Here is a 26513-nt window from a genome sequence, read left to right on the forward strand (position 1 = left end):
GGGGGGGGGGGGGGGGGCCCGCCGCGGGCCCCGCCGTGGGCGGTGCGGCGGGCGGCCGCCGTCGCGGCCGAGGCGATGCTCCGCACGGGCGACCCCGGGGCCGCGCTGGCCGGGCTGGCCGCCGCGGGCGTCCGGACCGGCCCGGGCGGCGCGGAGCACACGGGCCGGGAGCACAAGGGCGCGGAGCACAAGGGCCCGGGGCACACGGGCGCGGAGCAGGCCGGGGCGGCGGCGGTGCAGAAGGGCGGCGAGGTGGCGCGGGGTGCCCTCGCCGAGTACGAGGCGGTGCTCGCCGCCCGGGCCCACCTCGCCGCCGGCGATCCCCGGGCGGCCCTCGCGGCCCTCCCCCCGGAGGCCTGCCGGGCGCCCGGCCCGGCGATCGGCGCCCTGCTGGTGCGGGCCGAGCTGAGCTCCGCGGCGGGGCACGAGGAGGCGGCGCACCGGATGCTGGCCCGCGCCCTGGTGCTGGCCAGGCCGGACCGGCTCTGCCGCCCGTTCGTGGACGCAGGGCCCTGGGTGGCTCACTTCCTCCGGGCCAGGCCCGCCCTCACCGCCCCGCACGGCTGGCTTCCGGACGGCCTGCGCGGTCCGGCCGGCCTGGTGGACGGGTCGGACGCTCCACCGGACCGAATGCCGGTCGAGCCGCCGGTCGAGCCGCTGACGGTGCGGGAGCGGGAGGTGCTGGAGCGGGTGGCCGAGCTGATGTCCACGGAGGAGGTCGCGGAGGACCTCCACCTGTCGGCCAACACCGTGAAGACGCACCTGAAGAGCATCAACCGCAAGCTGCGGACCACCCGCCGGGCGGACGCCGTCCGGCAGGCCCGCCGGCTCCACCTGCTGTGACCGCGGACTCCCCGACCCGTCGGCTCCGCAGCCCGTCCGCCCGGGCGCCCACCGACCGGGCCGGTCGGTGCCACCGGGTCACCCGCCGCAGGTGATCCACCACCGTTCCGGGCCGGGTTACCGTCGCTGGAGCACCCACCGCGGGCGGATGCCCGCACCTGGCACCGGCCGGCAGAGGAGGCACCGTGAACGACTATCCGCCGATCGCCGACCACGGCATGGTGGGGGACCTGCAGACCGCGGCCCTGGTCACCGCGGACGGCACCGTCGACTGGTGGTGCACACCGCGGTTCGACTCCCCGAGCCTCTTCGCCTCGCTCCTCGACAGCGACCGCGGCGGCCACTGCCGCCTGGCCGCCGACCTCGGGGACACCGACGACGCCTCGGTGCGCCAGCTGTACCTGCCGGACACCGCCATCCTGATCACCCGCTTCATGGCGCCCGGCGGGGTCGGTGAGGTGGTCGACTTCATGCTGCCCGACGAGTCTTCGGAACCGTCGCCGCGCCACCGCCTGCACCGGGTGGCCCGGGTGGTCCGCGGCAGCCTGCCGTTCGAGCTGATCTGCCGGCCCCGCTTCGACTACGGACGTGCCCCGCACACGGTGGAGCGGTTGGAGGAGGGCTCGGTGGTCTTCCACGGCCCGGGCACCGACCTGCGGGTCGAGACCACGGAGCCGATCGCGCTCCACGTCGACGGCACGGACGTGTCCGCCCGCTTCACCCTGGACGCGGGCCAGCACGCCGCGGTCGTCCTCACCAGTGAGACCGCCGGCTTCGGCGGCGGGACGGGCGGGCCGGGGCGCCCCGAGGAGGCACCGCTCACCCTCGACTCGATGGGGGCCGCGTTCGCCACCTGTCGGAGGTTCTGGCTGGCCTGGCTGCGGTCCTCGCGCTACCGGGGACGCTGGCACGAGATGGTCAGCCGCTCCGCGATCACACTGAAGCTCCTGACCTACCACCCGACCGGCGCTCCGATCGCCGCCGCCACGATGGGGCTGCCCGAGCAGATCGGCGGTGAGCGCAACTGGGACTACCGCTACACCTGGGTGCGGGACGCCTCGCTGTCCGTCCGCGCCCTGATCGACCTCGGCTTCCGTGCTGAGGCCGACGCCTTCCGGGCGTGGCTGCGGGACCGCTTCGAGGCCGGCGGCACCGCCTCCGGCGAGCCGCTGCAGATCATGTACCGGATCGACGGCGAGCCGCGGCTGACCGAGGAGGTCCTCGACCACCTGGAGGGCTACCGCAGGTCGGCCCCGGTCCGGGCCGGCAACGCGGCCGCCGACCAGATCCAGCTCGACATCTACGGGGAGGCCGCGTACGCCCTGGCCCAGGCCGAGGACATCGGCGGCATCCGCGGCTGGGCCTCGTTCGCACGGCTGCTCGACTGGCTCACCGAGAACTGGGACCGCCCCGACGAGGGCATCTGGGAGACCCGCGGAGGCCGGCAGGACTTCACTTACAGCCGCCTGATGACCTGGGTCGCCTTCGACCGCGGGCTGCGGCTGGCGACCGACTACTCCCGCCCCGCCGACACCGCCCGTTGGCGGGACGTCCGGGACACGGTCTTCCGGCAGATCGTCGAGCGCGGTTGGAGCGAGCGGCGGCGGGCGTTCGTCCAGCACTACGGCGCCGAGGTCCTGGACGCCTCGCTGCTGCTGATGCCGAAGGTCGGCTTCATCGCCCCGCGGGATCCCGACTGGCTCAGCACCCTGGACGCCATGGACCAGGAACTGGTCAGCGACAGCCTGGTCTACCGCTACGACCCGGCGGCCTCCCCGGACGGCCTGCGCGGCTCCGAGGGCACCTTCAACCTGTGCAGCTTCCTCTACGTGGAGGCGCTCGCCCGGGCGGGGCGCCCGCACCAGGCGCGGTACGCCTTCGACAAGATGCTCACCTACGCCAACCACGTGGGCCTCTTCGCCGAGGAGATCGGCCCCTCCGGCCAGCAGCTCGGCAACTTCCCCCAGGCCTTCACCCATCTGGCCCTGATCGACGCCGCCCTCGCCCTCGACGAGGCCCTCGACCGGGACACGGGTCGGGACGGCCGCGCCGGCTGACGCCCGCCGCCCACGACCGGGCGGGACCGCCACAACGCCCCTGTCCTGGCGTGACCACCGCTCCCACCGACACCGACCCGAGGTGCTGAGCCACCGTGACCGACCGAGCAGCTCCCACCGGCCCCGCCGGGACCGCCTCCACGGCGGCCCGGCGAGTGCTCGCCCCGCTCGCCCTCGCGCAGTTCATCTGCAGCTTCGCGGGGTCGAACATGAACGTGATGATCAACGACATCAGCGACGACCTCGACACCACCGTGCAGGGCGTCCAGGTGGCCATCACGATCTTCCTCCTGGTGATGGCCGCGCTGATGATCCCCGGCGGCAAACTCACCGACCGCTACGGCCGCAAGCGCTGCTTCCTGGTCGGGCTCGCCGTCTACGCGGTCGGCGCCGTCCTGAGCGCCGCCTCCCCGGGGCTCGGCGTGCTCATCCTCGGCAACTCGATCCTCGAAGGCATCGGGACGGCGCTGCTGATCCCGCCCGTCTACATCCTCACCACCCTGCTGTTCACCGAACTGACCTCGCGGGCCAAGGCGTTCGGCATCATCATGGCCCTGGGTGGGATCGGCGCGGCCGCCGGCCCGCTGATCGGCGGACTGATCACCACCGCGCTCTCCTGGCGGGCCGCCTTCGTCTTCCAGGCCCTGGTGATCGTGGTGATCATCCTCCTCAGCCGCCGTCTCACCGACCCGCTGCCGGCCGACCCGACCCGGCCGTTCGACGTCGTCGGGGCCGTCCTGTCGGCGGTCGGCCTGGTCCTGGTCGTCACCGGCATCCTCGCGGCCGACAACAACCTCTGGTTGATGGCCGGGTTGCTGGTCGGCGGCGTGCTCGTGCTCGCCTGGTTCTTCCGCTGGGTGCGGGGCGAGGAGCGGTCCGGCCGGGAGCCGCTGCTGTCCACCGGCCTCTTCCGCAGCCGCACCTCCAACCTCGGCCTGATCACCCAGAACACCCAGTGGCTGATGCTGATGGGTACGTCGTTCACCGTCGCCGCCTACCTGCAGGTGGTCCGTGGCTACGACGCGATCGAGACCGGGGTGATCTTCACCGCCTCCACGCTCGGCCTGCTCGCCGCGTCCCTGTCCGCCGAGCGCCTCGCCCGCCGCTTCCCGCAGCGGACGCTGATCATGGCGGGGTTCGTGCTCACCACCCTCGGCACGGGCGTGCTGATCGGCCTGGTCGCCGGCTCGCCCGGTGCGTGGGCGTTCGCCCCGGGCCTGCTGCTGATCGGGGTGGGCCTCGGCGTCATGCTGACCCCGTCCGTGAACGTCGTGCAGTCGAGCTTCCCCGAGGAGCAGCAGGGCGAGATCTCCGGTCTGTCGCGCAGCGTCTCCAACCTCGGCTCCTCGCTCGGCACCGCCATCGCCGGCACCATCCTGGTCTCGGGGCTCACCGAGCACGCCTACGCCGCCGCGATGTCCACCCTGGCGCTCATCGGGCTGGGCGGTCTCGTGGCGGCCCTGATGCTGCCCCGCACGGGGGCCGGCACCCCGGCCGACACCGAGGCCGGCGCCCGGACCGGTCCGCCGGGAGGCGGCGGGTAGACGCACGCGTATGGGGCTGAGCTCGGCGACCATGGTCGTCCTCCCCCCCCCGGCCGGGTTGACTGGGGGCATGGCGAACGACCCGCAGAACTCCCCGCAGAGCGGCCCGACTTCGAGCCACCTCATGGTGGTGGCCGGTGGGACCGGCAAGACCGGCCGCCGCGTCGCCGAGCGGCTGGCCGACCGCGGCCGCGCGGTCCTGGACGGCCGCGACGCCAGCCTGTCGGACGGCGTCCGGCGGGCGCGGGGCCGCGAGCCCCGGGACTTCACGACGTCCGCCCGGGCGGCCGCCGCCCGCAGCGCCTGGAACGCCTGATCCACCGCTTCCGGCCCCGGGCCCGACGAGGCCCGGGCCGGCGTCCGTTCCACCCATCCGTGCCCCGCCCACCGAAGGACGCCCCGATGCCCCTCGACCGGACCGCCCCCGTCGCCCCCGTCGCCCCTGCCGCCCCCGTCGCCCCTGCCGCCTCCGGCACTCCCGCCGCCGCGGCCCCGGTACGGGCGGCCGGGCCGCTCCTCGCCGTCGCCACCGTCGCCATGGGCCTGATGGCCGGCCTCTTCTTCGCCTTCGACGTGTCCGTGATGCCGGGTCTGGCCCGGGGCGACGACCGGACGTACGTCACCGCGATGCAGAACATCAACAAGGCGATCGAGAATGGTGTCTTCGGCCTCGTCTTCGTCGCCGCGCTCGCGGTCACCGCCGCCGCGGCCCTCGTCCAGTACCGGGGCGGCCGGCGCGGCCCCGCGCTCTGGGCCGCCGCCGCGACCACGCTCTACCTCGTCGCCCTGGTGGTCACCATGGCGGTGAACATCCCGCTCAACGACGAGCTGGCCCGGGCCGGTGACCCGGCGTCGATCCAGGACCTCGGGGCCGTCCGCGCCCGGTTCGAGTCCACCTGGGTGACCGCCGACGCGGTGCGGACGCTGCTCTGCACGGCGGGCCTGGCCGCGCTGGTGCGCGCCCTGTTCCTGCACGCCCGCGCCGCGCGCTGACGCGCGCTGTCCCCGTCCGGCCGGCAGCTGGTGTGCGCCCTGTGCGCCCCCCCGTGCTGTCGGCCAAGTCCGTTGTGGTGCGGGTGACTTGGCCCCGCCGGGCGGTTCTACAATCATGGCTGCGAACAGCGACCGCCGGGGGTGCGAGAGCCCCTGGGGAAGGGGCGGCAGCCACGTGAGTCCCGCACTGCGACCGTTCCGCGTGGAGGGCAGGGCGATCCAACTCGCCAAGTACCTGGCCGAGGAGCGGATCGACGACCTGGTCAGGTGCTCCTGCATCGGCAACGAGGTCTCCATCGACCAGTCCGACACCCACTTCCTGATCGGCCTCGGTGGCCTCGGGGGGACGGTTCGGCTGAACTTCCAGATGACCCACGACGGGCCCGCCCACGCCCGCTCCTGGAACCGCTACCTCCCGGCGGGCTCCGGTCCGGAGGACATCGCCCACCGCATCGCGCTGGACATCGCCACCCTCGGCCGCGAACTCGCGCCCCTCCGCGAGAACCCCCCGATCCCGCGGACGGTGCCACAGCCGCGCACTCCGGCGCAGCCGCGGAAGCCTCCGCAACCCCGCACCCCGGCGCAGCCGCGGACGGCCGCACCGCCGCAGCCGCGGACACCGCCGTCGGGCTGACGCGAAACGCCGGAGGTCGCCGGGCGGGCGCCCCGGCCCCAGGTGTCCGGGGCGGGTCGCCCGCCGGCGGCCTCCGGCCGTCCCGGGGCGCTCCGGCGGCGGGCCGACGCTCAGCCGGCGGTGTCGCAGTGCAGCACCAGCGCCCAGCAGAGGAAGCCCAGGGCGGCCGTGCAGAGCAGGGCACGGGCGACGTTCCACCGTACCCAGCGGGTCTCGAAGCGGCCGCGGACGTCCGCCGGGTCCGCGATCCGGCTCGGGTCGCCCGCCGCGGCGAGCGCGTCGTTCAGCGGGATGTTGATCCGTCTGGTCACCACCAGCGAGGCCCCGTAGCAGACCAGCGCCGCCACCGTCGCCGGCAGGCCCCGGCGGCCGTCGGCGGGCAGGTGCAGGACCACCGCCACCGCCGTGGTCACCAGGGCGCCGACGAAGCCCAGCAGGAACCAGCCGTTGAGGATCGCCACGTTGATCCGCTGCATCACGTCGATGAAGGTCCGGTCCTCCGTCCCGCGCAGTCCCGGCATCACCGAGCAGGCGTACGCGTAGAACAGCCCTGCGCTCAGTCCGGTGGTCATCGTGGCGGCCACGAGCGCGATCACGCGCGACACTTCCATCGGGCACATCCCTCCTCTCCGTCCGCGGCAGTGCTGCTGCCGACGGGTCCGGCCGACCGGGGTCGCCCCGGCCTGCCGGGCTCTGCCCGCCCGGCGTTCAGACTCTCTCAAATGACGGAACGTCAATCCATGTCCACGCGTCTAGGCTTACCCCATGGACACTCTCACCGGGCTGCTCGACGGGCCGAAGGCCCGGGGTGCCTTCCTGCTGCGCTCGATCCTCACCCCGCCGTGGTCGCTGCGGATCGAGGACGGTGCGCCGCTCTCGGTGCTCACCATGGTCCGCGGGGACGCCTGGGTCGTGCCCGAGAGCGGTACGCCGGTGCTGCTGCGTCCGGGTGACGTGGCGATCGTGCGCGGCCCCGAGCCGTACACCGTCGCGGACACGCCGCAGAGCCCCGTCCAGGTGGTGATCGGCCCGGGGCAGATCTGCACGCGCGACGGGGTCGGCGTGGCCGAGTCGATGGCGCTGGGCGTGCGGACCTGGGGCGAGGCCCGGCCGGGCGAGGAGCACGCCGTCATGCTCTCCGGCACCTACCAGGCCGAGCACGAGATCGGCCGCCGGCTGCTGGACCACCTGCCGACCCTGCTGGTCCGTCCGACCGGCGACGGCGCCGCCACCGAGGACACCCTGATCCGGCTGCTGACCACCGAGCTCACCTGCGACGAGCCCGGCCAGGAGGTCGTCCTGGACCGCCTGCTGGACCTGCTGGTGGTCGCCGTGCTGCGCAGCTGGCTGGCGGTCCCGGACGGCGGCGCTCCCGCCTGGTACCGGGCCCAGCACGACGAGGTGGTCGGACCGGTGCTCCGGCTGATGCACGACGACCCGGCGCGGCCCTGGACGGTGGCGGGGCTGGCGGCCGAGGTCGGCGTCTCGCGGGCGGGGCTGGCCCGCCGCTTCACCGCGCTGGTCGGCGAGCCGCCGATGGCCTACCTGGCCGCCTGGCGGCTGGCGCTGGCCGCCGATCTGCTCCGCGACCCGGAGCGCACGGTGGCCTGGGTGGCGCACCAGGTCGGTTACAGCAACGCCTTCGCGCTCAGCGCGGCGTTCAAGCGGGTGCGCGGGCTCACCCCGCAGGAGCACCGCTGGCTGGCCGCCGCGGCCCCGGCCGCCACCGGGCCGGTCCACGCCGCGACCACGGTCGTCCTGGCGGGCTGACCGCCGGCGGTCGGCCGCCCCGGCGCGGGCCGGTGGCCGGCGCCGGACTCGGACCCGGCCGCAGGCCCGGACCCGGCCGCGGGCCGGTTCCGGTGCGCGGCCGGGTGGGAAGGAGACCTCCCACCCCCTCGACCGGGAGCACCACATGACGATCAGTCACCGCATCATCGGAAGCGGCGCCCGCAAGGTCCTCGTCCTGCACGACTGGTTCGGCACCAGCGCGGGCTGGGGCGCCTTCCTCGACCACCTCGACCCCAAGGCCTTCTGCTACGCCTTCCTGGACTACCGCGGCTACGGCGAACGCCGTGACGCGGAGGGCGAGTTCACGCTGGCGGAGATCGCCGCGGACGCGCTGGCGCTGGCCGACGAGCTGGGCTGGGACGCGTTCTCGCTGGTCGGGCACTCGATGGGCGGCAAGGCGGCGCAGCGGGTGCTGGCCGAGGCGCCCCGCCGGGTGCGCCGGCTGGTCGGCGTGGCACCGGTCCCGGCGAGCGCCTATCCGCTGGAGGGGGACGCCCACGACCTCTTCCACGGCGCCGCGGACCACCCGGCCAACCGGCGGGCCATCCTCGACCTGGTCACCGGGCACCGTGCGTGCGGTCGCTGGCTGGACGCGATGACGGCGCGCTCGCTGGCCGACTCCCGGCCGGAGGCCTTCGCCGCGTACCTGGACGACTGGACCACCGCGGACTTCGCCGCGAAGGTCGCGGGCAGCTCGCTGCCGGTGAAGGTCTTCGTCGGCGAGCACGACCCGGCGCTGTCGGCCGAGGTCATGCGCGGCACCTGGCTGACCCACTACCCGCAGGCCGAGCTGGAGGTGCTGTCGAACGCCGGGCACTACCCGATGCACGAGGTCCCGGTGGCGTTCGCGACCGCACTGGAGGCCTTCCTGCGGGCATGAGCGCCCGGGCGGCGGCCCGGTCCGAGCGGGGCCGGGCCGCCGCCCCCTCCGTCGCTCCGCTCCCGTCCCCGACCCGCGTGCTGCGGCGTCGGTGCGGGCTCGCACCGGCCACCCCCTGTCGCCCGGAGGTTCGCAGGCGTACGGTGGCCACACGGTGGCGCGCAGCGTCGGCGGTGCGCCCGGCGGGTGCGGTCACGGCGGCGCCCCCGACCCGCCTTGGCACGCCCCGCCGGAGGCCGCGATGGCTGATTCCCAGGCCGACCGCCCGCCCGACCGCATGGCCTTCCTCACCACTGCACGCCAGCCGCGCGAGCGACGGGACCCGCGCGAGCGGCTGGGGGACCGGCGCGAGGTCTACCGCCCCGGCGCCCTGCTGCCGATCATCGGCAGCCAGGCCGCCCGCTGCATGGACTGCGGCCTGCCGTTCTGCCACCGGGCCTGCCCGCTGGGGAACCTCGTCCCGGACTGGAACACGCTGGTCTCCCACGGCGACTGGGGCTCGGCCGCGGCGCGCCTGCTGGCGACCAACAACTTCCCCGAGTTCACCGGCCGGCTCTGCCCGGCGCCGTGCGAGAGCGCCTGCGTGCTGGCCATCGACGGCGAGGCCGTGACGATCAAGAACGTGGAGCTGGCGATCGCCGACCAGGCCTGGGAGCGCGGGTTCGACCGGCCGCAGCCGCCCGAGCGGCTGACCGGGTTCCGGGTGGCCGTGGTCGGTTCGGGCCCGGCGGGGCTGGCGGCCGCGCAGCAGCTGACCCGGGCCGGCCACACCACCACCGTGTACGAGCGGGCCGACCGGATCGGCGGGCTGCTCCGCTACGGCATCCCGCCGTTCCGGCTGGAGAAGCACCGCCTGGACCGGCGGATCGACCAGATGCGGGAGGAGGGCACCCGGTTCCGGACCGGCGTCGCGGTCGGCGGCCACGACCTCCCCGCGGACCTGCTGCGGGGACGGCACGACGCGCTGGTGGTCGCGGTCGGCGCCACGGCGTGCCGGGAGCTCGACGTCCCCGGCCGCCGGATGCCCGGCGTGCACCAGGCGATGACCTACCTGACGCTGGCCAACCGCGTGGACGAGGGCGACCTGCCGGCCTCCCCGCTGTCCGCCGAGGGCCGCCGGGTGGTGATCGTCGGTGGCGGCGACACGGCCGCCGACTGCCTCGGCACGGCCCTGCGGCAGCGCGCGGCCGCGGTCACCCAGCTCGACATCAACCCGCGTCCGCCGGCCGGGCGCGCGGCCGCCCAGCCCTGGCCCGTCCACCCCAAGGTGTACCGGGTGACCACCTCGCACGAGGAGGCCGGCGGGGAGGAGGCCGAGCCCAGGGTCTTCTCGGCCACCACGGTGGGCTTCGAGGCCGGTGCGGACGGGCGGCTGGCCGGCGTGCGGTTCGCCGAGGCGGAGCCGGGCGACCGCCGGCCCCGGCCCGGCACGGCCCGGACCCTCCCGGCCGAGCTGGCCCTGCTGGCGCTCGGCTTCTCCGGCGCCGGCTTCTCGGGCCGCCGCCGCAGCCACGGCCTGGCCGCCCAGCTGGGCCTGGCGGTGGACGGGCACGGCAACCTCGCCCGCGGCGGGGACTTCGCGGCCGCGGCGTCCGGCGCACCCGGCGGCCCGGCGGACGGCGTCTTCGTCGCGGGCGACGCCGGGCGCGGCCAGTCGCTGATCGTCTGGGCGATCGCGGAGGGCCGGGCCGCGGCGGCCGCGGTCGACCGCTACCTGCGGGGCGCCACCGAGCTCCCCGCGCCGATCGCGCCCTTCGACGGCCCGCTCACGGCCTGACCGGCAGGGACCGGCCGCGGATGGCGCCGCCGGGTGGGCAGCCGTGCCGCGGCGGGCGGGCCGGCCCGCGGACGAGCCGTGCGCGGGCCGTCGGCGGTGGCCGGGGCCCGCGTGCGCCCAGCCCCGGCCCGACCCGCTCCGGCCCGGCCCGACGCGGCCCGGCCCGACCTGACGCGGCCGACGGTGCCCCTCCTCAGACCAGTTCGAGGACGAGCTTGCCGGTGTTCTCGCCGCGGAACAGCATCTGCAGCGTCCGCGGGAAGTCGTCCACCGTGCCGCGGACCACGTGCTCCAGCACCTTGATCCGCCCGGCGGCGATCCAGTCGCCGATCTCCCGGGCCGCCTCGCGGTAGCGCGGCGCGTAGTCGAAGACCACGAAGCCCTCCATCCGGGCCCGGCGGACCAGCAGGTTCAGGTAGTTGGACGGCCCCTGCACGCCGGTCGCCGAGTTGTACTGGCTGATCGCGCCGCAGACCACGACGCGGGCGTGCATGGCCAGGTTGGCCAGGGCCGCGTCCAGGACCGCCCCGCCCACGTTGTCGAAGTACACGTCGATGCCGTCCGGCGCGTGGGCGCGCAGGGCCTTGCGGACGTCCTCGCTCCGGTAGTCGATCGCGGCGTCGAAGCCGAGCTCCCCGGTCAGCAGCGCGCACTTGTCGGCGCCGCCGGCGATGCCGACGACCTGGCAGCCCCTGGCCTTGGCGATCTGGCCGGCCATGGTGCCCACCGCGCCCGCGGCGCCGGAGACCACGACCGTCTCGCCCTCCTTGAGCGCGCCGACGTCCAGCAGGCCGAAGTACGCCGTCATGCCCGGCATGCCGAGCGCGCCGAGGTAGGCCGAGGGCGCGGCCGCGGCCGGGTCGATCCGGAACGCGCCCCGGCCGTCGGAGACCACGTGCTCCTGGACGCCGAAGGTGCCGACGACCAGGTCGCCGATCCGGAAGTCGGGGTGGTTGGACTCGGTGACCTCGACGACCGACCCGGCGCGCATCACCTCGCCGATGCCCACCGGCGGCAGGTAGGAGCGGCGGTCGTCCAGCCAGCCGCGCATCGCGGGGTCCAGCGAGACGAAGCGGGTCCGCCCGGCGAACTGGCCCTCGCCGGGGGCCGCGGCCGCCTCGGTGACGTGCGCCCAGTCCTCGGCGGCGATCTCGCCCTGCGGACGGCGGGCGAGGCGGATCTGACGGTTCGTGGCGGACAGCATGGGGGGGCTCCCGGTGGGTGGGCTCGTGCTGCTGCGCGGGGTCCCGCGCGCGACGGAGGAGAGTCTAAGCAAGCGCTTAGTCATCTGGCCAGGCCTGGACGGCGGACCGTCCGCCGCCGCCGACCGGGTCGGGCGGTACGTCGTTCGGGCGAGGCGCGGCGGCCCGCGGCGCGCGGGCCGGTTAGGTTCGGCCGCAAGGGGCGGGGGACCGACCGACGTGCACGGGAGAACCATGACGACGAACCGGCCTCAGGGCGGCGTGCGGGCCCGGCAGGTGCTGGCCAATCCCAAGGTCTGGGTGGTCCCGACCGTCACCATCGGCCTGGTGGCCTTCCTGCTGACCCTGCTCTACATGGGCGGCATCCTCAACCCCACCGAAGAGCTGCACCGCCTCCCGATCGGCCTGGTCAACTCCGACCGGGGCGCCACCGTGGCCGGACAGCAGCAGAACCTCGGCGCCCAGGTCACCGCCGGCATCGCCGGCGCACCGGACCCGAAGGAGCACGTCTCCTGGCGCCTGCTCGACCAGGCCGGGGCCGACGAACAGCTCGCCTCCGGCAAGCTGGCCGGCGCGCTGGTGGTGCCGCCCGACTTCAGCGCCGCGATCGTCTCCCTCGGAGAGCTGCCGCAGAAGGCGCCGCCGCGCCCGACCATGACCGTCCTGACCAACCCGGGCGTGGGCAGCCTGGAGTCCTCGCTGGCCTCCAACATCTCCCAGACGGCGGCCCACCGGGCCTCGCAGGAGCTCGGCAAGAAGCTCACCGCCCAGGCCCAGGCCATGGCCCAGGCCCAGCCCCCGGCCCAGGGCGGCACCCCGACCAACGCCGAACTGCTCCAGCTCGCCGACCCGGTGACCGTCGAGGTCAGGGTCGGCCACCCGATCGGCCCGCGCAGCGGCGTCGGCCTCACCGCGTTCTACTACACCCTGCTGGTCGTGCTCAGCGGCTTCCTCGGGGCCAACGTCATCAGCAGCGGCGTCGACATCGCCCTCGGCTACCAGGCGAGCGAGCTGGGCCCGCTGCGCATGCAGCGGCCGCTGGTGCCGATCAGCCGCACCCGGGCGCTGATCGTCAACGACGTGATGTCCTGCGGGCTCGCCGTGCTGACGTCGAGCCTGATCATGCTGGCGAGCGTGGTGATCCTGGACATGGACGCCTCGCACCTGCCGCTGCTCTGGATCTTCTCGGTCTGCGCCACGATCGCGGTCGGGCTCGGGGCGCAGGCGCTGATCGCGGCGTTCGGCGCGATCGGGCAGCTGGTCGGCATGTTCGTCTTCATCGCCCTCGCGCTGCCGTCCTCCGGGGCGACCATCCCGCTGCAGGCACTGCCGGACTTCTACCGGGGCCTGGCCGTCTTCGAACCGATGCGCCAGATCACCGACGGCGTCCGCGCGATCCTGTACTTCGGGGCGCAGGCCGAGGCCGGGCTGACCCGGGCCTGGATCATGATCGCCGTCGGCACGGTCGCGGCGCTGCTCTTCGGCTTCGGGATGACCACCTACTACGACCGCCGGGGCCTGCACCGCTTCCACCCCGAGGCTGGCTGATCCCGGTCGGCCGGCCGGTCGACCGCCTGCCCGTGCGGTGGCGGCGAGTGGCGTCGGACCGGCGGCCGGTCAGCGCGGCAGCCGGATCGGGCCCAGCTCCCGCACCGGCAGGTCGGGCCGGAGCACCGCCGGCGTCTCGAACAGGGAGCCGGAGCCGAGCCCCGGCACCGTCCTGACGAGGCGCCAGCCGCACGAGCGGTAGTAGCTGTGCAGTGCGGGGTTGTCCGTCCGCGCGTCCAACCGCAGCACGGCGGCGCCGTCGGCAGCCGCCCGGTGGCCCGCCCACAGGTGCAGGAGCCGCCCGATGCCCCGGCCCGCGTAGGCGCGGTCCACGGTGCTGGCGCGCAGGTAGCGGGCCGGCACGGCACGCTCCTCGGCCGTCCACCGCCGCGTGCCGGCACGGGGCCAGAGCGAGCAGGTGGCGACCGGAGGGCCGTCCGGTTCCAGCAGGGCGAGCACCGTGGCGCCGGCCTCGATCATCCGGAGCCGGCGCCGCGTCCGGTCGGGACCGGACCACTGCAGGCTGCTGCTCCGGCCCGCCACCCAGGCCGCGGCCTCCTGCCGCCAGCGCGCCAACAGCTCCGCGTCCCCCGGCTCGGCGGCCCGCACGTACAGGACGGCTCGGACGGCGCCGGCGGGATCGGCGGGATCGGCGGCGCCGGCGGGATCGGCGGGGTCGGCGGGGTCGGCGGACGCATCGAGGACCGGCTGAGAGCTCACCCCCCGCCAACGAACACCGACCCCGAAGGGTTGCGCCCGGCGGGCGGACACACGGGTGACACGCCCTGTCGAGCGGGCGGGATGGGGAAACGCGTGAATCGCGTCGGCTGCGGGTGCCGAGATCGAGCTGGCTGAGCCGCGCGCATCGCTCATAGAAGTCTCCGCGCCTGCGCAAGGGCGATGGCAGCAATAGTAAAGCCGTCCGTAATCCGTCCCGTGAGCATGTAATCGCGAGCTTCTTCGGGGGTGAGCCAGGCTGCGCTTCGGATCCCTTCGGCGGCTTGGACGCTGATGCTCTGCATCCGAGGGATCTCGGCAAGGTAGAGTTCTACACTCTGGGACATGAGCCCGCTGTCCGGGTGGACCACGCCCAAGGGCTTGTACTCGTCTGCGGCTGCACTCAATTCCTCTCTCAGTTCCTTGGCGGCATTCTGGGCCCCGGTCAAGCCAGCCGTTCCGAAGCCGCGAGGAGCTTCCAGGCTCCAACTTCGAAGTGCGTGCCGGTAGATCTCCAGCAGGAGGATATCGCCGTTATTGCAGGGGAGAACGACCGAGGGTGGCGAGGTTGCCGAGTGGAGGATGCGGACATAGCCGGTGACTCGTCCGTCCGGGAAGCGCACGGGGTCGCGTACGACCCTGATGTAGTCGTCTGAATACATCAAGCCCACCGGGCCTAGGTCATCGATGATCTCGATGGCGGCGTCAGTGTTGTCGAACAACCGGGGCTGGTCCTCGCGCAGGCGACGGTAAGTGGCGTGGTCTTCCAATTTCGTTCCTTCATTGCTTGGGGGAGACTGGTGAAGTGCTGGCAGCGCGCCGAAGGGGGGACGGCGTGAGTCACAGGTACAGGGCGATGGGGAGGGATTCCTGCCATTCCCCAAATGCTTCGGCGTCCTCGACGGATCCCCGGTAGCGAAGGTAGAGCGCCTCGACCGCATCGAACACTTTGGCCCCTGCGGAGCGAGCCGTGATGCGGCTCGTGCGGAGCAGGTAGCCGACGGTGTCCGCTATGGCGTCGTCGCAGACACTCCACAGCGGTACGCCTATGACACCTGAGCCAGACGCGATGAGCGACCTCATGAAACCCAGTACGTCGCCCCCGCCGGACTGCATTCCCTGACCGGCCAGGCAAGCACCGAGAATCGAAAGTTTGTTGCGTGGGAGTCTGAGGCGCAGCGCGATGTCGTATTGCGTGAGGTAGTCGCCGCTTGCCAGCTTCAAGGCAGGGCCCAGCTCCTGCAGAGCGGAGCTGAAGTACCCGTGGCCGGCGTAGACGAAGAATTCCGGCTTGCATGCGACCAGAGCCTTGATACCCGACCAGTCTGCCGGGTACGACTGGAACGGTCCGGTAAGGCCGGTGGGTGGGGTGCCGGCGATGTGCAGGTAGGGGGCTGGCCAGTCCGCGCTCGCCACTTCGTTGCCTGTGACGATCCCATCGGTTACGAGAAGGGCGGCGAGGTCGTCGTCGGCAGCCACAGGCTGCCGCTTGAGCAGGTGGCGGCCCTGGCCGACGAAGGCGGTGACGCTGACCGAATGCGACAGCGGGAGCATCGCACCCAGCGGGAACGCGCCGCTGCGGGGTAGGGCCATATGTAATGGCAGCGCGAAGATCTCGTCGGTAGGGACGAGTATCAAGTGGCTGGGTGTGCCGCCTCGGGTGATGAGCCCCCACACCGGCTGCAGCAGCTGTGTCCACATGTCGTGGCAGTCCTGCCTGGAAGGCGGCCCCTCTATGGCCGCCTCGCAGATTCCCTGAGCCAAGTCGCGCAAGTCCGCGCGACTCATGTCGGAGATCATGTCAAGTGAACCGTCGCGACTGATGAGGGCACCTAGGCCTGCTGATCTGTGTCCGGAGGACCCGTACGTGAAGTAACGGACCACGCAGGTGCCCGGATTGTTTCCCGTGTACATCATCAGCCGGTGAGCGATCTCAGCGTCATGCGGTGCGAACTCCAGCGGATACCGCAGGAACTGCTCCTCGAATTCCTGTGAACGGGCTTCGAGGATGTCCCTGGGGATTGGCTCCTTCTCCTGGGTGGGAGCGCGAAGTGGTGATCGGCGCCGACGGCCGCGCGTGCCGCTCACAGGTGTGCATGTATCCGCGCCTCCCCCAGGGTCAAGTGCTGGCGGAGGGGAGGAGGAGACGGGCGGTGAGGAGATGGAGCTCTGCTGGGGTGGACCGAGCAGTGGCAGCGAAGCGTTGGACATCAGATCGAGCAGCTCTCGGGCGGTGGACTCTTCGACGAGTGAGAACACCTCCTCGATGCGCTGCCGCGAAGGGCTTTCGTTCATAGCCCGTGCGATGTGCCGGAGGTAGACCGGGCGGACCTGCGCCGCGTAGGCGCGCTTGTAGGCGGGAATGACCACAACCCGGCGTACCGAGCGTGCCATCTCGAGTTCGCGCTCTACGACGTCGCCCGGTTGTTCCTCGGCGCTCAGACTGCTTGCCACGGTGAGGTAATGGCGCACGGTGTAGGCGTGGAAGTCGACGTCCATGCCCGTTTCGCGGCCGCTTCCGGTTCCGGGCATGTTACTGCCCAGTTCGTCCAATAGCTGGCGCAACTCCTCGACGCCTTCGCGGCCGCCCTTGTGCAGTGCAAGGTTCTGTCGAGCGATGAGTCTTCCGCGCGCCCACGGTTGGGCTGCCGCCGCCGTGAAGAGGTCCACGGCTTGGTCCGGGTCCGCTAGCGCCAGGCTGATCAGGGACTGGGCAGTCCGGTAGGCGTCTCCCAGGGCCTGGGAGATTCCTAGCGATTGGCGGGACACCAGCTGGGACTCGTCTTCGTACCCGCTCGCGCGCAACGCGGTTGCCAGGTTGTGCAGAACGTTGGAGTAGCCGCGAAGGAACTCTCGCGTCCGGGTGGCGTCTCCAGGTGACACCCGTTCCAGGTCGATCCCTTGTGTGACGGCCTCGCGGTGCGTCTGTGCGCGCAACTCCTCCATTTCGTCCAGGAGCTCGGCTTGCTCGTCGAGGGAGGGGCGGGTCGCCGATTTCTGCCCGATCTCCTCGAAGCGGGCTCGCGTGAAGTTGCTGCGCAGATCAGGCAGGATCCACCAGAGCCCTGAGTCCTCGGCCACGTTGACGGCTGTCTCGAAGGCGACGCGAGCGCGCGTGTAGCTGCCGGTTCGGTAGCGGATTCTCCCGGTACCGTCGTGCCACCTGGCGGTCACATAGGACGGCAGGACGGCCCCGTGCCCGGCGCCCTGCTGAGCGATGCGTGAATGCAGCCACTGTGCTTGCGTCCGGGATTCCTCGATGAGGCGCAGGCCACGCAGCAGGTCATACTCCACGTCGGCCTTGACCAGGTCGCACCAGAAGGCACCGGTGCGTCGCGCTACGGCGGTGGTGCCACTCGCACCCGCGCCGTCGTATGCACCGCTCAGGCGTAGGACTCCGATGGCTTGGGACTGGTCCATGGGAATGTCGAAGTCGGTGTCGAAGGAGAGGATCAGATCCTCCACGTCCACCGAACGTACGAAGTCGCTGATGCGTGACTTGAGATCTCCGTCGTTTCGTTCGTCACGCTCGTCGCGGGTCATGGTCCTCCTTCCGCGCAGGGCATGCAACGCCAAGATCAGCGTCGATTTGGAAGGCCGTCGTGCGCAAAGCCACCGCGGGGTTCCTCGGATTGGTGAAGACGCGTCAAGCTAAACTCCGTCGCCGCCCATGTCGGAGATGGTTCCGCCACCTTCTATGAGGGCGGCGGTCCCCATGGTCAACCGCTTCGAGTGGCAGCAGCCCGGCGCGCTTTCGCGCGACAGGAACCGATGACTGTTCGCTCTGTGGGCACTCCTTACAAGCCCCTCTGTCGACCATACTCAAGCGCTGGTCGGCGTGCGCGGGATGGCGTAGTGGCTGCGCGACTCGACTATGGGGGAGCGATGATCATTTCGGCGACCGACGTCACCGAACAGTGAGTGACTGCTTCCCGGAAAGCCACCCTGATCCGCCGTGCACCGCCAGTGCTCGCCCTGCCGGGCGGGGGGAGTGCCCGGGACGGGAATGCGGGTCGGACCGGCGTGGTTGGCGGCGACGTGACCACGACCGCGCCTTCGCTCCGACTCTCCGTGCTGGACCGGTCCCGGACCAGGCGGGGCCAGGAGCCCGCGCAGGCGCTGCGGGACACGGTGGCGTTCGCGCGGGAGGTGGAGCGGCTCGGTTACCACCGGTTCTGGGTGTCGGAGCACCACGGAGTGCCCGGGGTGGCGGGCTCGGCGCCCACCGTGCTCGCCGCGGCGGTGGCGGCGGCGACCACGCGGATCCGGGTCGGCACCGGCGGGGTGATGCTTCCCAACCACCAGCCGCTGGTCGTCGCCGAGCAGTTCGGCGTACTGGCCGCGCTCTTCCCGGACCGGATCGACATGGGCCTCGGACGCTCCGTGGCGTTCACCGACGGCGTGCGCCGCGCGCTCGGCCGGGAGAAGGACGCCGCCGACCGCTTCCCGGAGCAACTGACCGAGCTGATCGGCTACTTCGACGGCGCCGGGCGCACCAGTCGGGACGTCCACGCCCGGCCCGCGGAGGGCCTGCACGTTCCGGCGTTCGTGCTGGCCACCGGCGCCGGCGCGGACGTCGCCGCCGACGCCGGCCTGCCGCTGGTGATCGCGGCCGCGCGGGGCGAGGAGCGGATGCTGGCCGCCGTCGACCGCTATCGCCAGCGGTTCCGCCCCTCGGCACAGGCCGCGGAGCCGTACGTGGTGGTCTCGGGCACCGTGGCGGTCGCCGCGACCACCGAGCAGGCCGAGCGGTTGCTCGTCCCCGAGGCCTGGTCGAGCGCCCACGCCCGCACCCGCGGCGAGTTCCCGCCGCTCGCCCCTGCCGAGGAGATCCTGGAGCGGGCGATGACGCCGCGCGAGCGCGCCGCCTACCAGGAGGCCCTGCGCGGGCACATCGCCGGCACGCCGGCCCGGGCCGCGGCCGAGCTCGCCGCGCTGGTCGAGCGGACGCGGGCCGACGAGTACCTGGTGACCACCAGCACCTACGACCGCGCGGCGCTGCTGGACTCCTACCGGCTCCTGGCGGAGGCGGTCGGCCTGGCGTGAGGGGAGCGCGGGCAGGCGCCCCCGGCGTGGCGGCCGCGTTCGCGGATCCGCCGTCCCGGAGGCACCGTTGACCCCACGGGCCCTGCAGGACACGATCTGCGGTGAGGACCGCGTCGCGCACCGGCCGACGGCCGCCGGCGTCCCCGCCCGCAGGAGTACCGCCTTCCAGGAACACCGCCTCCGGGGTCGCCGCCCCGGAGCCAGCCGACCAGGACGGACCCGCATGGCCGACCAGCCCTTCGACACCGCCCGCTCCGCCGACGCCGCCACGGTGACCGCGCCCGACGGCGCGATCGTCCACCCGTTGCTGGTCCTGGACGGCGCGGGGAGCATGGCCGTCTTCGAACTGGCCCCGGGGGAGGTTACCCGCGCGGTCTCCCACGCCACCGTCCAGGAGCTGTGGCACGTCACCGGCGGCCGCGGCCTGCTCTGGCGTCGCCAGGCCGAGCGGGAGGAGACCGTGCGGCTGCACCCCGGCACGGTGGTGTCGGTGCCGTTGGGCACGGTGTTCCAGTTCCGGGCCGACGCGGACGCCGCCGAGGCGCTGCGGATCGTCGCGGTGACCATGCCGCCGTGGCCGGGCGACCCCGAGGAGGCGCGCCCGGAGGACGGACCCTGGCCCCCGACCGTCGCCTGACCAGACGGCCTCGCCGGGCCCCCGAGGCCCCGGCCGCACGGCCCGGCTCCCCTGCGAACGCGACGGATCGACCGCTCGACCGCCGCGACTCCGACCGCGCCGGCGGAAGGTGACACCGGGACAGTCGGTATGCGACGCTGCATCCGCGCGCGTGATCGAGCGTTGCCGGTGGGACCGGGGGGATTCCGCATGACTGACGTGCCGTCGAGCCTGCCTCGGCGCGCCCGGGGGACCGGGGGAGCCCGGGGCGGCGGGCCCGGCCGGCCGGGCGCCTCGTGGGGCCGGAGGCCCGCACTGCTGCTGGTCCTCGGCGGCCTGCTGCTCGCCGCGGCGTCGCTGCGCCCGGACGGCGGACTGCTGGGCACGGTCGGCGACCCGTTCGTGCGCGCCGTCGGCTTCGTCGTGCTGATCGCCGGGGGCTGGGCCGTGCTGGTCGGGCGCTTCGCCGTCCGCTTCCGCGAGGAGGTCCGCCACCTCGACGGGCCGACCCCGCAGGCCGAGCGGCTGCGCGAGGCCACCGTGTGGCTGCTGGGCGGGGCGACCGTCCTGGTGCCGGTGCTGCTCTTCGTCTTCCACCACCGCGCGGCGGAGGGGCGGCCCGTGAAGCCCCTGCTCACGGACGTCGAGCTGCCGCCGCTGCCGACCCCACCGGCGTCCACCGCGCTGCCGCAGCCCTCCGAGCCGCCCAACGGGGTGCCGGTGGTGCTCCTTGTGCTGTACGCGCTGGCGGCCGTCGCGGCGGTGGTCGCGCTGGTGGTCCTGGTCAAGGTGCTGCGGGGCCTCTACGGCGCCCGGCGCCGGCCGGAGCCGCTGCCGGTCGTCGGAGAGGTCGAGCCCGAGGACGTGCTCGCGGCCGCCGTCGCCACCGGGCGCCGTGCCCTGCACGGCGTCGACGCCCGGGCCGCGGTGATCGCCTGTTACGCCGCGATGGAGCAGTCGCTGGCGGCGTCCGGGGTGGAACGGCGGATCTGCGACAGCCCGACGGAGCTGCTGGAGCGGGCCGTGGCGGACGAGCGGGTCGACCGGGCCCAGGCGCACGCGCTCACCGAGCTCTTCCGCGAGGCCCGGTACTCCACCCACCCGATGGACGACGACCACGTCCGCCGGGCCGGGGAGGCCCTCGACACCATCGCGGCCCGCCTGGCGGAGCCGGCCATTCCGGCCGACGGCGCCATCCCGGCCGATGGCGCCACCCCGACGGGCCGTCCAGCCCGTCCAGCCCCGACCGACCGCGCCACCGCCTCGGGAGGCCGCCGATGAGCACCCGTCCGGGCCGCCGGGCAGCCGGACCGACGGACGGCGAGGCCGAGTTGCCCGCCCCCGGCTCGGTCCGGCACAGCCTGATCGAGCTGGCGGTCGCGGCCGTCCTGGCCGAGGTCCTGTTCGGCCTGGTCGGCGGGCGGCCGGCGGCCGCCGCCGGGGCGGTGCTCTTGGCCCTGGCCGCGCTGCCGACCGCCCGCTACGTCGCCGGCGGCGGCGTCCTGGACGTGGGCCTGCGCCGCCGGTCGCGCCTGATGGACTCGCACGAGCCCGGCCTCGGTGACTGGCGCTGGACCGTGCGCCAGGGACTGATCCCGGACGGCGACGTCCAGCCCCTGCGGGGCAGACTCCAACGGCTGTTCGCCGCCCGCCTGTCGGAGGCCCACCACCTCTCGCTCGACGACGACCGTGACCGCGGCCGGGCGGCCGAGCTGATCGGCCCCGGACTCTGGCCGTGGATCGACCCGGCGGCCCAGGCTCCGGCGCCGAGCGTCCCACCGGACGTCCTGCTCGCCCTCGTCGACCGGCTCGAATCCCTGTAGCGGTCCGGCCCGCACGCCTCCTCCCGCTCACCCCTCGTGCCGCCCCGCAGCGGCCGAGCCCACCGCCCGTCCCGCCCGTCCCGCCCGTCCCGCCGGCGCCGCACCGCCGCCCGCAGCGGGTGGGCCCCTACCGTCCCGTCAGGAGAGCCATGACCGCCGTTCCCCAGGCCCCCGCCGACCCGAGCGCCGCCCCGGCCGCCCCGGAGGTCGCCCCGGACGGCTCCGGCGCGTCCGTCGAGCTGACGCCCCAGCAGGCCGGCGAGTGCGCCCGCACGGTGCTCAAGGAGATCGAACGAGCCGTCGTCGGCAAGCCCGAGGCGCTGCGCCTGGTGATGCTGGGCGTCCTCGCGGGCGGCCACGTGCTGATCGAGGACCTGCCGGGGCTCGGCAAGACCCTGCTCGCCCGCTCCTTCGCGACCACCCTCGGCCTGGACTTCCGCCGGATCCAGTTCACCCCCGACCTGCTGCCCTCCGACGTCACCGGCGCGCCCTTCTACGACCAGCGCAGCGGCGAGATGGTCTTCCGGCCCGGCCCGCTCTTCACCCAGCTGCTGCTCGCCGACGAGATCAACCGCACGCCGCCGAAGACCCAGGCCGCACTGCTGGAGGCGATGGCCGAGGGACAGGTCTCCGTCGACGGGGCGACCCGCCGGCTGCCGCAGCCCTTCGCGGTGATCGCCACCGCCAACCCGATCGAGTACGAGGGCACCTACTCCCTGCCCGAGGCCCAGCTGGACCGCTTCCTGCTCCGGGTGCGGATGGGCTACCTGTCCACCGGTCTGGAGGCCGCGATGCTGCGGGCCCGGCTGGACCGGTCGGCTCCCGAGACGGTCCTGGACGCCGTCAGCAGCCCCGCCGAACTGCTCGCCATGCGGGCCGCCGTGGAGCGCGTCGAGGTGGACGACGACCTCGTCGACTACGTGATCGCCCTGGTCGACGCCACGCGCAACGACCCGCAGATCCAGGTCGGCGCCTCGCCCCGCGGCGGCCTCGCGCTGGTGCAGCTGGCCCGCGCCCGCGCGATGCTGGAGGGCCGCGACTTCCTCACGCCGGAGGACGTCAAGGCGCTGGCCGTGCCCGCCCTGGCCCACCGCATCACCCTCAAGCCGGAGCTGTGGGTGCGCCAGATCGACGCGGACGAGGTGCTGGCCCGGGTGGTCGCCACCGTCCCGGCCCCGCAGACCCTGCCGCGGGCCTCCGATGCCGCCGGCTCGGGCGCGGACGCCGCGCGGTGACCGCCGAACGACCCGCCGGCGCCGGGGCGGCCGGCACCCCGGCGGCCGAACCGCCCGCACAGCGGGCCGGCCGGCTCGCCGCCCAGACCGGGGAACGGGGGCGCCGCCCGGTCCGCCGCCTCGCCACGGCCACGTCTACGGCCGCAGCCACGGCCACGGCTACGGCGGGCGCCGGGGGAGCAGCGACCACCCCGACCCGCGGTCCGGTCATGACCACGGCCGGCGCCGCGCCGGGCCGCCCGGCACCGGATTCGCGCCGCCGGGGCGCCCGGCGCTTCGCCGGGGCCGCGCCGGGCGACCCGATCACCGCCCGCATCCTCGCCCGGAGCGCCCGCGCCACCGCGGAGGGCCTGCCCAGCACCCCGCCCTCCCCGCACTGGCGGCCCGGCGAGCAGACGCTGCGCCTGCTCACCGTCGCCGTGGCCGCCGCGGCGGCCGCCCTGGCCACCGGCCACGCCTGGCTGCTCGCCCTGGCCGCGGGCCCCGCCGTCCTGCTCGTGCTGGCGGCCCCCGGCGACAGCCGGCCCACCACGCTGGCCACGACCGCCACCGTCACCCCACGCCGCTGCTTCGAGGGCGAGCGCATCACCGTGCGCATCCAGGTGGAGCACGACGGGCGGATCGGCCCGCTCGACCCCACCGTCGTCCTCGGGCCCGGCCTCGCCCTGGAGGCGCTGACCGTGCGGCCCGCCGGGGTGGACCTCGCCCTGCGCGCCGACAGTTGGGGCCGCTGGAGCCTGGGCACCGTCGACGTCGACGTCTACGACGCCGGCTCGCTGGCCCGCCGCACCCTGCGCACCGAGCTCGGCACCGCCGACGTCTTCCCGGTCCCCAGCGCGGCCGGCCTGACCCCGATCCCGGTCCGGCTGCCCGAACGCCTCGGCGAGCACACCACCGACCACGACGGCAGCGGCGTCGAGGTGATCGGCGTGCGCCCCTCCGTCCACGGCGAGCGGCAGCGGCGCATCCACTGGCCCTCCACCACCCGCCGCGGCAGCATCCAGATCAACCAGTTCGCCGCCGAGCGGGCCGCCGACGCCGTCGTCCTGCTCGACACCCTCGGTGATGTCCACGACCCGGCCACCGGGGTGTCCAGCCTGGACGAGAGCCTGCGCGCGGCCGCCGGCCTCACCCGCGCCTACCTGCGACGGCACGACCGGATCGGCCTGGTCGCCGTGGGCGGTCAGCTCCGCTGGCTCACCGCGGCCACCGGGGACCGACAGTTCTACCGGATGGTCGAGAGCGTGCTGGAGGTCCGTCAGGACCGCGCCCACCGCGGTCCCCTCCTGCCGCAGCTGCCGCTGCCCGCCCTGCCGCGCCACGCGCTGGTCTACGCGTTCACCACGCTCGCCGACCAGCGGATCCTGGACGTGCTGGGCCGCATCGGCGACCGCGGCAACCCGCTCGTCGTGGTGGAGATCCCGGTCGGCGAGCCGTCGGTGGAACCGGGCGACGAGGTCGGCGCCCTCGCCCTGCGGCTCTGGCGGGCCGAACGCGAGGCGATGCGCGCGGCCCTGCGGGCCCGCGGCGTCCCGGTCGCCCGCCACACCGCCGGTGAGGCGCTCGACCTCGCCCTCGCACCACTGCTGCGCCGCCGGATCGGGGGAGGAGTCCGATGAGCGACCCGAGGAGCGGGACGTCCCCGACGGCCGGTCCGGTCTCAGGTCTGACGAGCGGCCCGACGAGCGGCCCGACGAGCGGGACCTCCCCGACGGCCGGTCCGGCCGGTCCGGCCGGACCGGGCTCAGGCCCGCCGGGCCCGGCCTCGGCGCCCGCGCGGACCGGCGAAGGGCCGGCCGTCGCGCCGACGAGAGCGGCGGCGCCGCGCTGGGCGCCGTGGGCCGAGCGGACGGCCCTCTGCGTGGTCGGCGACGCACTGGTGCTGGCCGCCGCCGGAGCCGGCGGCGAGGGCGGCGCGGCCCGGCTGGGCCCGGTCGGCCTGGTGGCCGCACTGGCCCTCGCGACCTGGGCCGCCCCGCCGCCGCCCCTGCCGGCCCGCCGTCCCACCACCTGGCCGGCCCGGCTCGCAGCCCATCGCACCACCGTGCTCGCCACCGGCGGCGTGGTGCTCGCGGCGCTGGGCGAGCCGTCGCTGTGGCGGGGTGCGGCCGTGGCCGTCCTGCTGGTCGGCTATCTGCTGCTCGTCGACGCCCTCGGGCCGGACCGCCGGCGCCCGCGCCCCGCGCACGCGCTCGCCGCCCTCGCAGCGTCCGCGCTGGTCCTGCCACCGGCGTTCGCCCCGACCGGGGCGCAGGACTGGTCGCGCCCGGTCGCGGTGCTCGGCGTCGTGGTGGCCGCGGTGGGCGTCGGCCTGGCCCTGCACAGCCGCCGCCACCCCGGCGGGGCGGACGCGGCCGGAGCGGAGCCGGGGCGCGGGAGCTGAACGGCCGTCGATCCGTCGGCGGCCGGGTTCCTGCGACGGGTGGTGAGGTGCCCGGTGGCCCCTCCTGCCACCGTCCTGCCACCGTCCTGCCACCGTTCGGCTGCCGTCCGGCCGCCGTTCGAGCCCGACGGTCCCGGTTGCGCCGGCAGGTGTCCCAGAGTGGTGGCGAGCCGTCACCACCTTGTCGTGTCTTCTTCATCTGAAGCATGCTCAGGCAGCCGATCCTTCGGGTCGGCCGCACAGCCCCCGCTTCCGACGAGGAGACAGCAACCGTGACCGCTCGCCGTACCATCACCGGCGCACTCGCCACCGGCCTGCTCACCGCAGCCGCCGCCCTGCTCCCGCTGCAGCCCGCGACGGCGGCCGGCGACGGCAGCCTCCCCTTCGGCTCGGCCACCACGGTCGGTCTGCACAACACCTACGACCCGGCCGCGTTCGGCTACCTCGCGCAGAGCCTGGACACCGGCACCGGCATGATCGAGCTGGACGCCTGGACGGACACCATCACCAAGGAGTGGAAAGTCAGCCACTCCAACCCGCTCGGCAACTCCAACAACTGCGTCACCGCCGGCACCCCGGCCCAGCTCTACACCGGCGGGGGCAACAAGAACCTGGAGACCTGCCTGGACGACGTCCGGGTCTGGCTCGGCGCCCACCCGGCCGCCGGGCCGCTGGTGGTCAAGCTGGAACTCAAGGGCGGCTTCGCCGCCAACCGCGGCATGGGCCCCGCCCAGCTGGACGCGCTGATCGCCGGCCACCTCGGCTCCGCGGTCTTCCGGCCCGCCGACCTGCTGGCCAAGCCCGGCGGCGGCTCGTACGCGAACGCCGACGAGGCGGCCCGGGCGGGCAACTGGCCGACCCGGTCGTCCCTCGCCGGGCGGGTGCTGGTGTACGTCATCCCCGGCACGTTCGAGGAGGGCAACCCCTTCGACACCCTCCACACCGACGTCGAGTACGGCCGCCACCTGCGCGACCTCGCCTCGGCCGGCCGGATCGGCGACGCCCAGGTCTTCCCCGCCGTGCACGGCGCCAAGGCCGGCGACCCGCGCACCGGCTACGGGGAAACGGCGATCCGCCCGTGGTTCGTGGTCTTCGACGGCGACGCCGCGGCCTACACCGGTGGCATCGACACCTCCTGGTACGACGGCCGGCACTACCTCCTGGTGATGACGGACGCCCAGAACGTCGCCCCCGCCATCAGCGCCACCGACCCGACCGCCGACCAGGCCCGCGCCCGCACCGAACAGCTCGCCCGGGCGCACGCCAGCATCGTCTCCAGCGACTGGCGCCACCTGCCCGCCGTCCAGTCCCTCGTCCTGCCGCGCGGCTGACGGCCGCCGCCGGCCCGCCGGTAGCCGCGCACGCCCCCTACGGATCCGGGGCGTGCGCGGCCCTCGACGACCACGACGGCAGGGTGATCGGCC

General features: G+C 74.4%; 23 protein-coding genes. 18 read left to right on the forward strand and 5 right to left on the reverse strand.

What is annotated here, in order from left to right:
- Nucleotides 1-75 precede the first annotated feature (75 nt).
- From MCM47_RS06600 to MCM47_RS06625, 6 genes are all read left to right on the forward strand, one after another.
- Nucleotides 76-843: a helix-turn-helix domain-containing protein gene (locus MCM47_RS06600; protein WP_238859422.1), complete on the forward strand. Its 768-nt coding sequence runs from the start codon at nt 76-78 to the stop codon at nt 841-843.
- Nucleotides 844-1028: 185 nt separating this feature from the next.
- Nucleotides 1029-2900, forward strand: a complete 1872-nt coding sequence (locus MCM47_RS06605; RefSeq protein WP_238859424.1) for a glycoside hydrolase family 15 protein — start codon at nt 1029-1031, stop codon at nt 2898-2900.
- 95 nt (nt 2901-2995) lie between these two features.
- Nucleotides 2996-4444: an MFS transporter gene (locus MCM47_RS06610; protein ID WP_238859426.1), complete on the forward strand. Its 1449-nt coding sequence runs from the start codon at nt 2996-2998 to the stop codon at nt 4442-4444.
- 70 nt (nt 4445-4514) lie between these two features.
- Entirely contained in the window at nt 4515-4760 is a 246-nt protein-coding gene (locus tag MCM47_RS43170) for a hypothetical protein (protein WP_308222291.1), read from the forward strand.
- Between the two features lie 86 nt (nt 4761-4846).
- The gene (locus tag MCM47_RS06620; RefSeq protein ID WP_238859427.1) at nt 4847-5437 is read left to right on the forward strand and encodes a DUF1772 domain-containing protein; all 591 of its coding nucleotides are present in this window, start codon (nt 4847-4849) and stop codon (nt 5435-5437) included.
- Between the two features lie 175 nt (nt 5438-5612).
- Nucleotides 5613-6071, forward strand: a complete 459-nt coding sequence (locus MCM47_RS06625) for a hypothetical protein (RefSeq protein ID WP_238859428.1) — start codon at nt 5613-5615, stop codon at nt 6069-6071.
- 110 nt (nt 6072-6181) lie between these two features.
- Here MCM47_RS06625 and MCM47_RS06630 read toward each other — a convergent pair whose 3' ends face one another.
- Nucleotides 6182-6682 (reverse strand): DUF1772 domain-containing protein, encoded by a 501-nt coding sequence (locus tag MCM47_RS06630; RefSeq protein ID WP_238859429.1) that lies wholly within the window; start codon nt 6680-6682, stop codon nt 6182-6184.
- 154 nt (nt 6683-6836) lie between these two features.
- On the opposite strand from MCM47_RS06630, the gene MCM47_RS06635 reads away from it, so the two are divergent.
- From MCM47_RS06635 to MCM47_RS06645, 3 genes are all read left to right on the forward strand, one after another.
- Nucleotides 6837-7841, forward strand: a complete 1005-nt coding sequence (locus tag MCM47_RS06635) for an AraC family transcriptional regulator (RefSeq protein ID WP_238859430.1) — start codon at nt 6837-6839, stop codon at nt 7839-7841.
- Between the two features lie 145 nt (nt 7842-7986).
- A complete protein-coding gene (locus MCM47_RS06640) occupies nt 7987-8742 on the forward strand; it encodes an alpha/beta fold hydrolase (protein WP_238859431.1) in 756 nt (251 codons plus the stop codon).
- Between the two features lie 241 nt (nt 8743-8983).
- Entirely contained in the window at nt 8984-10519 is a 1536-nt protein-coding gene (locus MCM47_RS06645) for a glutamate synthase subunit beta (RefSeq protein ID WP_374209081.1), read from the forward strand.
- 193 nt (nt 10520-10712) lie between these two features.
- Here MCM47_RS06645 and MCM47_RS06650 read toward each other — a convergent pair whose 3' ends face one another.
- Nucleotides 10713-11723, reverse strand: coding sequence for an NADP-dependent oxidoreductase (locus MCM47_RS06650; RefSeq protein ID WP_374209082.1), 1011 nt, complete (start codon nt 11721-11723; stop codon nt 10713-10715).
- Between the two features lie 232 nt (nt 11724-11955).
- Here MCM47_RS06650 and MCM47_RS06655 point away from each other — a divergent pair, with 232 nt between their 5' ends.
- The gene (locus MCM47_RS06655; RefSeq protein ID WP_238859432.1) at nt 11956-13269 is read left to right on the forward strand and encodes a DUF3533 domain-containing protein; all 1314 of its coding nucleotides are present in this window, start codon (nt 11956-11958) and stop codon (nt 13267-13269) included.
- A gap of 69 nt (nt 13270-13338) precedes the next feature.
- Here MCM47_RS06655 and MCM47_RS43175 read toward each other — a convergent pair whose 3' ends face one another.
- The 3 genes from MCM47_RS43175 to MCM47_RS06675 all read right to left on the reverse strand — a co-directional run bounded on the left by MCM47_RS43175 (nt 13339) and on the right by MCM47_RS06675 (nt 17529).
- Nucleotides 13339-13989: a GNAT family N-acetyltransferase gene (locus MCM47_RS43175; protein WP_308222292.1), complete on the reverse strand. Its 651-nt coding sequence runs from the start codon at nt 13987-13989 to the stop codon at nt 13339-13341.
- Nucleotides 13990-14138: 149 nt separating this feature from the next.
- Nucleotides 14139-14756 (reverse strand): NUDIX hydrolase, encoded by a 618-nt coding sequence (locus tag MCM47_RS06670; protein WP_238859435.1) that lies wholly within the window; start codon nt 14754-14756, stop codon nt 14139-14141.
- Between the two features lie 70 nt (nt 14757-14826).
- Nucleotides 14827-17529, reverse strand: a complete 2703-nt coding sequence (locus MCM47_RS06675) for a CHAT domain-containing protein (protein WP_238859438.1) — start codon at nt 17527-17529, stop codon at nt 14827-14829.
- Nucleotides 17530-18024: 495 nt separating this feature from the next.
- Here MCM47_RS06675 and MCM47_RS06680 point away from each other — a divergent pair, with 495 nt between their 5' ends.
- The 8 genes from MCM47_RS06680 to MCM47_RS06715 all read left to right on the forward strand — a co-directional run bounded on the left by MCM47_RS06680 (nt 18025) and on the right by MCM47_RS06715 (nt 26420).
- Nucleotides 18025-19032, forward strand: coding sequence for an MsnO8 family LLM class oxidoreductase (locus MCM47_RS06680; RefSeq protein ID WP_238859440.1), 1008 nt, complete (start codon nt 18025-18027; stop codon nt 19030-19032).
- A gap of 223 nt (nt 19033-19255) precedes the next feature.
- On the forward strand, nt 19256-19669 hold the full coding sequence (locus MCM47_RS06685) for a cupin domain-containing protein (RefSeq protein ID WP_238859442.1): 414 nt from the start codon (nt 19256-19258) through the stop codon (nt 19667-19669).
- Nucleotides 19670-19858: 189 nt separating this feature from the next.
- Nucleotides 19859-20929, forward strand: a complete 1071-nt coding sequence (locus tag MCM47_RS06690) for a DUF4129 domain-containing protein (RefSeq protein ID WP_238859444.1) — start codon at nt 19859-19861, stop codon at nt 20927-20929.
- A complete protein-coding gene (locus MCM47_RS06695; protein ID WP_238859446.1) occupies nt 20926-21471 on the forward strand; it encodes a hypothetical protein in 546 nt (181 codons plus the stop codon). Before MCM47_RS06690 ends, MCM47_RS06695 begins: the two co-directional genes overlap by 4 nt.
- Nucleotides 21472-21620: 149 nt before the next feature.
- A complete protein-coding gene (locus MCM47_RS06700) occupies nt 21621-22706 on the forward strand; it encodes a MoxR family ATPase (RefSeq protein ID WP_238859448.1) in 1086 nt (361 codons plus the stop codon).
- Nucleotides 22703-24325, forward strand: coding sequence for a DUF58 domain-containing protein (locus MCM47_RS06705; RefSeq protein ID WP_238859450.1), 1623 nt, complete (start codon nt 22703-22705; stop codon nt 24323-24325). Before MCM47_RS06700 ends, MCM47_RS06705 begins: the two co-directional genes overlap by 4 nt.
- A gap of 242 nt (nt 24326-24567) precedes the next feature.
- Nucleotides 24568-25089: a hypothetical protein gene (locus MCM47_RS06710; RefSeq protein WP_238859451.1), complete on the forward strand. Its 522-nt coding sequence runs from the start codon at nt 24568-24570 to the stop codon at nt 25087-25089.
- A 272-nt stretch (nt 25090-25361) separates the two neighbouring features.
- A complete protein-coding gene (locus MCM47_RS06715) occupies nt 25362-26420 on the forward strand; it encodes a phosphatidylinositol-specific phospholipase C domain-containing protein (protein WP_238859453.1) in 1059 nt (352 codons plus the stop codon).
- Nucleotides 26421-26513 lie beyond the last annotated feature (93 nt).

Origin of the sequence: Kitasatospora sp. A2-31 (assembly GCF_022288725.1) — a bacterium.
Classification (GTDB): Bacteria; Actinomycetota; Actinomycetes; order Streptomycetales; family Streptomycetaceae; genus Kitasatospora.

Coding starts and splice junctions, on each gene's coding strand:
- MCM47_RS06685 (WP_238859442.1), top strand. CDS start 19,256: ATGGCCGACCAGCCCTTCGACACCGCCCGCTCCGCCGACGCCGCCACG.
- MCM47_RS06620 (WP_238859427.1), top strand. CDS start 4,847: ATGCCCCTCGACCGGACCGCCCCCGTCGCCCCCGTCGCCCCTGCCGCC.
- MCM47_RS06600 (WP_238859422.1), top strand. CDS start 76: ATGCTCCGCACGGGCGACCCCGGGGCCGCGCTGGCCGGGCTGGCCGCC.
- MCM47_RS06655 (WP_238859432.1), top strand. CDS start 11,956: ATGACGACGAACCGGCCTCAGGGCGGCGTGCGGGCCCGGCAGGTGCTG.
- MCM47_RS06630 (WP_238859429.1), bottom strand. CDS start 6,682: ATGGAAGTGTCGCGCGTGATCGCGCTCGTGGCCGCCACGATGACCACC.
- MCM47_RS06695 (WP_238859446.1), top strand. CDS start 20,926: ATGAGCACCCGTCCGGGCCGCCGGGCAGCCGGACCGACGGACGGCGAG.
- MCM47_RS06675 (WP_238859438.1), bottom strand. CDS start 17,529: ATGACCCGCGACGAGCGTGACGAACGAAACGACGGAGATCTCAAGTCA.
- MCM47_RS06650 (WP_374209082.1), bottom strand. CDS start 11,723: ATGCTGTCCGCCACGAACCGTCAGATCCGCCTCGCCCGCCGTCCGCAG.
- MCM47_RS06635 (WP_238859430.1), top strand. CDS start 6,837: ATGGACACTCTCACCGGGCTGCTCGACGGGCCGAAGGCCCGGGGTGCC.
- MCM47_RS06645 (WP_374209081.1), top strand. CDS start 8,984: ATGGCTGATTCCCAGGCCGACCGCCCGCCCGACCGCATGGCCTTCCTC.
- MCM47_RS06690 (WP_238859444.1), top strand. CDS start 19,859: ATGACTGACGTGCCGTCGAGCCTGCCTCGGCGCGCCCGGGGGACCGGG.
- MCM47_RS06640 (WP_238859431.1), top strand. CDS start 7,987: ATGACGATCAGTCACCGCATCATCGGAAGCGGCGCCCGCAAGGTCCTC.
- MCM47_RS43170 (WP_308222291.1), top strand. CDS start 4,515: ATGGCGAACGACCCGCAGAACTCCCCGCAGAGCGGCCCGACTTCGAGC.
- MCM47_RS06700 (WP_238859448.1), top strand. CDS start 21,621: ATGACCGCCGTTCCCCAGGCCCCCGCCGACCCGAGCGCCGCCCCGGCC.